Raw genomic sequence first — 8,133 nt, 5'->3', positions numbered from 1 at the left:
TGCAATTCGGCAACCAAAGCCGGGGTTGATCCAGCACTCGGACAGGGGGAGCCAATATGCCAGTTATGAGTATCGCAAGATCTTCAAAGCTCACGAGATACTTCCATGCATGAGCGGAAAAGGAAATTGTTATGATAATGCCATGGTCGAGACCGTCTTCAAGACGATCAAGTCGGAACTGATCTGGCGCACTGTATTCCAGACCAGAAAGGACGCGATCAAAGCCATTGGCGAATACATTGACGGGTTCTATAATCCGGTGCACAGACATTCTGCCCTCGGATATAAATCCCCGATCCAGTTCGAGACTATGAACAGGAAATTAGAGACAGAAGCTCTCCACTAAATAAGGGCAAGTCCATCGGACATCCATTCGAAAATCATGGAATTCAAAGGCCACCGATTAGGGTTCGGCCAATCCTTCTATTATGGGAAAACGAACAGCCACGCTGTGTAACAGCGCGACTGGTAATGAAAATGTATTCCGAAACCACGAAGCGATTTTCGGAAACATGTCGATCTGAAGTTTTGGTGGGACAGGAACTTGGGTCAGGCCTTGCGGGCTTTATCCCACAATGAGAGTGCAAAATAGAAAACCAAACCAAGCAAGAGAGCGGGGCCAAGATCATCGGTCATGACACCATAGCCGGAAGGCAAGTTTTCCAGATAATAAAAAGGCCATGGCTTAATACGGTCAATCAGTAGGAAAAGACCCGCGAAAGCAACGCGCGCAAACCAATGGCGTCCGCGCAAAAAAGTGACCCCCAGCACAAATGCTGCGACTTCATCAATGACAATCCGACGATCGTCATTCACACCTGATGCGTCGCCGATGGTTGATGCCAGATAAACACCAATCACCAGAATCACGAAGCCAAAAAACGGCACTGCAAACCTCACGGTTTTGGAAAGCGGCAGCACGATAATAGCGGCAATGGCGATTGCCAGCCCGGCACGCAAAGGCTCAACAGGGCCAGCGCCAAACCAAGTCGCGATGAACCATTGCCATTGAGGCACCAATGCTTCGGCGGGTGGGGGAAGAAGAGTCATTTGTTCCTATAAAATATAATTTTGTTAAGCCGCCGGTGCTTGGGAGGATTTATGCCCGGCAGCTTAACTCAAACAGTGTTACGATTAAAAATCGTCGCCGCCGAAATCTTCATCGTCCATATCGTCAGTAGATGCCTCAGTTGCCGGTTCTGCTGCCTGTGCTTCATTGCCTCTCATCATGGGGGGGGCGGATAAAAACTTGGAGGCAACGTCGACACTTATCATGGATAAGAAGGAGCAGTTTCGTTGTAAAGATCAAGTGTGAATGTTAGAGTGTTTCATTTTTTAGTCATGCTTAATAAATTCTGCAATATTGCACCTTGATTGAGGGGAGACCAGACTGCGGAAAATGGTATTGGCTCTGGCTCATCCTGTAATGGACGAAACACAATACCTGGGACATTAAGTAAAGATGTCTCGTGACCCGCAACTGATATGCCAAAACCTTGGGCTATCAGTTGTAATAAGGTGTGGCGTTCGACATCATAGCGCTGAATCAAGGGAGGCGGCCAACTACTTGCAAGACGCTGAGTGATAAGGTCATTGACTTGCGGCCCTGTACCATTATGACGAACAAGAAAGGTTTCATCACTCAAATCGTCCCAACAAATATTAGATTGATTGGCAAGTATGTGGTTGGCTGGCAAAATAACTTGGAGAGTTTCCTGCCATATACAGCGTGAGAGACAATCCGGAATATCCAATACACCAGCAACAAATGCAATATCGAGTTGATCAGCACGAAGTTTTGAGACAATATTCCGTGCTGAACCTTCCATAATTTCTACAGTAATATCAGGGTATTTTTCACGAAAACAAACCAGCAAATCATCAAGAAAGCTGCCAGAGGTGAGCGCTTGAGTACCTATGCGAATGCTCCCACGACCACCATTAGCATAAGTTGTGGCTGTTTTCACGGCGTGTTCAAGATGGTCAATGCCAACTTTCACATTTTCAACAAAATATTCCCCCGCCTCTGTTAATCGTACGCCGCGGGTATGGCGTTCAAAAAGAACAATTCCTAAGTCTGTTTCCAGTTTTTTAATATGTTCACTGACGCTGGGTTGGCTCACACCGAGATATGTCGCTGCATGACTGAAATTTAAATATTCTGCGACCGCCAACACGTGAGTAAGGGACATGAATGAAATGTGCATACCGAGTGGGCGCAGTTCATTTCGGACATTTGAGGTGCTATTTGAACGTTTCATAGTTATGGCCACTATAAGATTAATTTATTGCTTATTGTTGTTTTCTGAAATCAGTATTAGTCAGCCATAATCTGCTCACAATACATCATTGCATCTAATATCTAGCTGACAGGTGGAAATAAAATTCCAGAAAATTGGAATAAAATGAAGCTATAAAGTCAAGTTATTTGGCATAAGATTACTTTGACAATTGTGATCAAAAATATTGTGCACATACAATTCCTCCCTTTAACTGTAAGATACAACAGTGACTTCTCTGAGCGGCATTGGTGCATGGAGATGAGTATAAACAAATCCCAGTTTTGATATTTGTTTATACTGTTGTCCCTGTCACGCGGGCACAATTCGGGCGCGCATACGTGTATGCGATTGAAACCATCGTATGCCAGCGCTGTTTCCCGCTTTCTGATTTGTGGGCCCGAAACCGGTAACCATTACTACCCTTGAAACGACTTATCGTGGTTTCAGCCCTAGATCGTATACTTTATACCTCCTCCCTGACATACCCAGACGCCAGAGAGGAGGGAGTGCTATAATCCGTTACCGAGGAGGTAGATCACAGCACCCTTTCACGGACTTGAACCGCTTAGGGCGGGGATGACGGCTCAAGTCCGTGATTGCTTTACCACTTGACGCGGAAACCGATATTTCCCTTCAATGAATAACCGTCACCAGGGTTGTTGAGGCTCGTATTAACAAGACCTTTCCCATAGATCGAATATTTGTCATTGTCCCAGTTATAGGATCCGCCAACCCCAACACCGCCCCACACGCGGTCTTTCTGGTTTGCAAATGAGATATTGTCCACACTCACCTGAGTTCCTTCGAGGAACTCATAATAGAGATTAGCGATCCCGTAGACGTGTGCCCGATCCATCTGGCCATTTGCATTTTGCCAACTGGTTTGATGATCCAGTGTAATACCAAGCCGGCCTTGCAGGCTATCACCCTTGTCGAGACTGACAGATGAACCAAACGCATCGGTGAAATCATCGAAGGTCACGCGCGAATAAATCAGCTGGGCTTGTGGTGTTACAGACCATTGCGGATCAATCACAATCCGCTGTCCGCTTTCAATCGACAGCGCATAGCCAAAGCCTTTACGGCCATCACCAAGACCTGCATTCCCGCCGTCATAGCCCAGATCGCTTCTGTACCACGTTGCCTGCCCCTGCGTATCGAGATAAAAGCCATTGTTTCCATACCAGGTCAAAGTCCCGCCAAAGCCATAGCCATCGGTGCTGATTTCACCGCCACCATTAAACGCGTCATAGACGGATATGGTTTGGGTTTTCCCATGTACATAATGAACCGTCACACCGCCAATCAGTACGCCGCCTGCGTTTTCCATCAGCTGACCATCAATACCGGCTTGCATCTTGAACACATCCTGCCGGTAATCAACACCCGTGGTCGATTGCGCGCAATTGATGCGGTCATAACCACCTTCGATCCGACCCCAGACACCATTGCCTTCAACGGCCACCCCTGCTTCTTCAGCAGGCGCATAAGGTGTACCGACCGGATCTGCACCTTGTGCCACAATTCGGTTGCCGGCCTCCGCCCACGTCCGGTTGCCAATACGCTGCTGCAGCGTCGACATCCCATTGAGACCAAGCAGAGCCTGCGGGTAAGCCTCATACACCGGAGCGCCAGCCTGATAGCGGGGCTTCGACGGTTCAAGCGGGATAATCGGAACAACAATTCCTGGATTTACTGGATCCACCGGCTTAATCTGTGAACGCAAATACCAGTCACCATCAACCGGTGTCGCAATGCCATTTTTGTGCAGTGTGTACGCATAAGCACCACCCACCACAGCATTCTCGCCATCCTTCGTTTTGTAATCGCTCAGCAAACTGAACGTTCCATTTGAAGCGCCATCAACTTCAATGATCCGGATGCCCTCAACCGTCGGTGCACCACCACCGCCAGCATTGAAGATCTGCACCCGGCTTGAACCGCTTGTGTCCCCGTTGACGATCAGTTGGTCTGTTATTGAACCGTCATCGCCCAGAACCGTATCGATCGCTACCGTACCGCCCTGACCGCCATAATGACCGTTGATCACGGTGGTATCGCCAGCAAAATTGTTCTGCATGGTCACAAGGCCAGCGTTGTCAAAGCTGTTTGCTCCGACACCATTAAAGGTGGTCGTCAGCGCGTCTGTAGCACCCGGAGTTGCTGCAATGATCGTACCAGCATTCAAAATCTCGCCATCACCACCGCTGACCAGATCACCACTCAACCAGTTCGTGCCGCCTGCCGTGTTCCAGATACCACCAATCTGATTGCTGAAACTGTTACCGGAACCAGCCAGATCCACTGTACCCTGGATGAGGCCGGCGTTAATGATAGAGGTCACAATGAGATTAGCCGGCAGAGATTGCCCGAACATCATAACTTCTGGAGCGGCAATGGCGATATCGCTGGAAGCAACCGAAAGATTGCGGATCGTACCGGCGTTGTTGATCGACATAGCGGATACAACAGAGGAATAACCCGCCACGCCCTCCATGTTCCCCTGTACTACGCTGCCGGATTTGATATTGATATTAGTCGCACCGACGCCAGCGGTTGTCATGTCGAAGGCCATAATTCCTACGTCGGTTCCCGTGACTATGCCAAACGTAGTGACGTCGGCCGTAGAAATGTTTCCTTGTGCCATTGTCATTATACCAGCAATCGGCATACCACCTGCAAGGGACATTGATGACCCTGTAGCGCTGACATTTCGTTCCGCTACAATCGAAATGGTGCCAGTACTTCCAACTCCGTTGAGTCCTGCAGCTCCAGCTGCTCTGATGCCGCCACTGATAGCAACAATATCTCCCTTGGTATTAATGGAGATATTGCCTCGGCCTGTTGCCCCGATCCCAAACGGATCGTTCGTGTCGAAGGCGTCCTTGACGCTCACCTTGCCATAGGAGGTAATGGAAACATTGCCAACGCCGTTATTTGTCGCTCCAATACCACCGCTCGCGGCAATCACGTCCTCATGAGTGGAGATGACGATATTACCTGAAGCTGCTTGTGAGGGGGTAATAAAACCGTTTGGATCACCCAGAAGCGCATCAATACCGATGCCTAACGTCGAGACTATCTGATCGTTGGCGGTAACTGATAGATTTCCGTTTAGGGACCAATTTTGCGCGCGAATGGCTCCAGCAGCACTTCTCACCACACCATTCGTCGTTAGTGTAAGATGGCCGGCATTGGTTCGATTTCCTATCAGAATACCAATTGGCGGGGCGGCGGCGTTAGACAAATCTTGCGATAGTGCCGTAACTGCTCCTGTGGTGACTACCGTATCGCTGCGTCCTTCATTGAGAATCCCTAACCCGATACCTGCACTTGCCGACACTGACCCTGTTGCCTTGACAGCCACTGGGCCTGTCCCTTGACTAACGGCAAAAATGCCAGCTGCGCCGCCACTGACCGCATCATTGGCCTCAATTGTCAAACTCGTCGTGTTGGTACCAGCTAAAGCATATATAGCCGAATCTATGACGATTTGCCCCCCTAATGGGTCAAAACCTGAGGCTGAATAATGGTTACCGGTTGCGGTAACTGTCTCATTGGTCGTGATATTCGTATTGCCAGAACCACGATTTGTCACGAAGATGCCACTAGATGCGCCAAGAATCCCCTTGTTCGATTGAACAACGACCCCTCCAGTTGCTGCGATACCTGTCTTCACCTTAATACCTGCCGCACCAGAGCTTGTCACTGCTCCATTCGCAATCACGTTGACACCGGTAGCTCCTGCCCCCTTGCCGTTATTCGAGACGTAGATGCCTTCAACCGTAGCATTAATGCTCCCATCGGCCCTCACATAAGTACCAGTGCCTTCCGTTGCCGCACCGGCATTGTTCGAGATGAGAGAGATACCGCGGCCGCCGTCAGCAACGATGTTGCCCGTGACGACAACCTCATTGTTCCCTGCGCCCATATTGGTCGACGAAATACCGATCAAACCGCTAACATCCGCAGCATGAACACTCACACCGCCAAAGGTCGAAACGCCTCCAACCGCTTGGATTCCAATACCGACACCAGCTCCTCCCAGTGAAGCCACAGGACCCGTTGCTGTGACCATTGTTTTGCCAGTACCGCCAACATTGTTGGCAATAATACCATTATTCGTGGTCCCAGTGACGGCACTTGTATGAACTATGAGATCCGTACCACCATAATTCTGGGCACTTATCCCTGCGCCGCCGGTTACAGCTCCGGCCGCAGTAATATCTATCGCACCAGTCAAGCCATTGACCGCTGCAATACCGACCCCATCCGTAGCGCCCTTAAGCACGCCATTGGTATTTACGAAAATTCCGCTGCCCCCCTGAACGGTGCTTAAGTCGCCAGGAGTAGTCATTGTTCCTGCAATCAGGCTTAACGCCGAACCAGAATCCGCCTGAATGTTGGAAAAAAACCGGTCATTGTAGCTTGGCGCACCGTTCCCCGTAACAACAATACCCGGTCCGTTCGAAGTCGAGACGCCGAACCCGTTCGCAGTCGTGACACTGGCACCGGGCGCAGTAATGGACTGGGTCGTATTCGTCGCTCCCGAACAGCTGTAGTTGCTCCCCGATGTAGCAACACAAGCTGCTTGCGCCGGACTATCAAGCACCATGCCACAGAGAAATGCGCTTACACCAAGAATTGGAAAAAGCACTACATCCCGATTATTTAGAAGAACTGTACGAGAAACCGTTGATCTATAATACGTCTTCACATTATGCGACCGATGTACACGATTGCATTTCACCAATTACATCCTCATTTTTCACGAACTACAGTCGTAACATGCGAACCACAAAATTTTGAAACATCAATGAAAAATTATTGTGATTTTGTATTGGATGATCGGCACAATATATGGATAATAGTAAGGAAAAAATAATAACGGCGTTTTAGCCCCACGTTTTATTTGGGTTGTCTGATCAACTTTATGCACACTGATGTGCCGTGAGTCAGACGGTATGATCGATAATCTGCTGGTTCATCACGCTTGATACCTGCCACCTTTTAACAAGAGGGCCCAGATCGTGTGTGCGATTTTGTTCGCTAGTGCTATAGTTACAACCTTATAAGGACGGCAGACTGTCAATCCCGTAACTCACTTTGGTATAGGTGCACCACGCCAAGCTCGCTTAAGAATAGGCGTTGCGCCAATAATTAACAGTAACTGGAACTGCTTGTTTGAATAGCCCCGAGTTTGTTAGACACCTTGTCTCCTAAAAATGAGGCAAGGAGCTATTGATGGGCAAGGGTAATTTCACGGACGAATTCAGGCGGGATGCGATCAAACAGATCACGGAGCGCGGTTATTCAGTCGCGGATGTTTCGAAGCGTCTGGGTGTCAGCACGCACCGCTTTATGGATGGATGAAGCGCTATAGCGTTTCTCCGCAATCGGGGGCGAAGGACGATCAATCGTCAGAGATCAGGCGACTGAAGCAGGAACTTGCTCGTGTCACTGAGGAGCGTGACATCCTAAAAAAAGCCACCGCGTACTTCGCCAAGGATGCAAAATGATGTACGCGTTCATCAAGATGCATCGTGTGCAATTCAATGTGCGTGTGATGTGCCGCATGCTTTGTGTTCATCCCAGCGGTTTTTATGCCTGGCTGAAGCAGCCGTTCAGCAAACGTGCCAACGAAGATATTCGCCAGACAATGCTGTTCAGGAATGCATGGCACGACAGCGGCAAGGTCTATGGATACCGCAAGCTGCACGATGATCTGCGGGATCAGGGAGAGACCTGTTGTCCGAACCGCGTGGCGAGACTGGCTGGACTTGTCACGGTTTGATTCCGCCTCCTTAAATAGACTATTTGTCATTAAGGAGAAGAATTATGGCAGTTTCAC

4 protein-coding genes and 1 pseudogene are annotated in these 8,133 nt (G+C 49.2%); 2 read left to right on the top strand and 3 right to left on the bottom strand.

Annotation, left to right across the window (positions count from 1 at the left end; genetic code table 11):
- Positions 1-346, top strand: a 346-nt coding sequence (locus HBA93_RS17430) for an integrase core domain-containing protein (RefSeq protein WP_221724129.1), incomplete at its 5' end; no start/stop codon positions are given.
- Between the two features lie 203 nt (positions 347-549).
- Here HBA93_RS17430 and HBA93_RS17425 read toward each other — a convergent pair.
- The 3 genes from HBA93_RS17425 to HBA93_RS24585 form a co-directional block, all read right to left on the bottom strand.
- A complete protein-coding gene (locus HBA93_RS17425) occupies positions 550-1,050 on the bottom strand; it encodes a phosphatidylglycerophosphatase A family protein (RefSeq protein ID WP_221724128.1) in 501 nt (166 codons plus the stop codon).
- Between the two features lie 278 nt (positions 1,051-1,328).
- A complete protein-coding gene (locus HBA93_RS17420) occupies positions 1,329-2,261 on the bottom strand; it encodes a LysR family transcriptional regulator (RefSeq protein WP_286202023.1) in 933 nt (310 codons plus the stop codon).
- 622 nt (positions 2,262-2,883) lie between these two features.
- Entirely contained in the window at positions 2,884-6,999 is a 4,116-nt protein-coding gene (locus HBA93_RS24585; protein ID WP_221724127.1) for an autotransporter outer membrane beta-barrel domain-containing protein, read from the bottom strand.
- 527 nt (positions 7,000-7,526) lie between these two features.
- On the opposite strand from HBA93_RS24585, the pseudogene HBA93_RS24285 reads away from it, so the two are divergent.
- Positions 7,527-8,073 (top strand): annotated as a pseudogene (locus tag HBA93_RS24285) (transposase); the annotation flags it as partial.
- Between the last annotated feature and the right edge of the window lie 60 nt (positions 8,074-8,133).

The sequence above is a fragment of the Ochrobactrum sp. SFR4 genome, assembly GCF_019730395.1.
Lineage (GTDB): Bacteria > Pseudomonadota > Alphaproteobacteria > Rhizobiales > Rhizobiaceae > Pseudochrobactrum.
The sequence above is the reverse complement of the archived record's forward strand: the minus strand, read 5'-3'. Positions and strand labels throughout refer to the sequence as shown.

Excerpts from the sequence above, each read along its gene's own strand:
- HBA93_RS17425 (WP_221724128.1), bottom strand. The coding sequence starts at position 1,050 with ATGACTCTTCTTCCCCCACCCGCCGAAGCATTGGTGCCTCAATGGCAA.
- HBA93_RS17420 (WP_286202023.1), bottom strand. The coding sequence starts at position 2,261 with ATGAAACGTTCAAATAGCACCTCAAATGTCCGAAATGAACTGCGCCCA.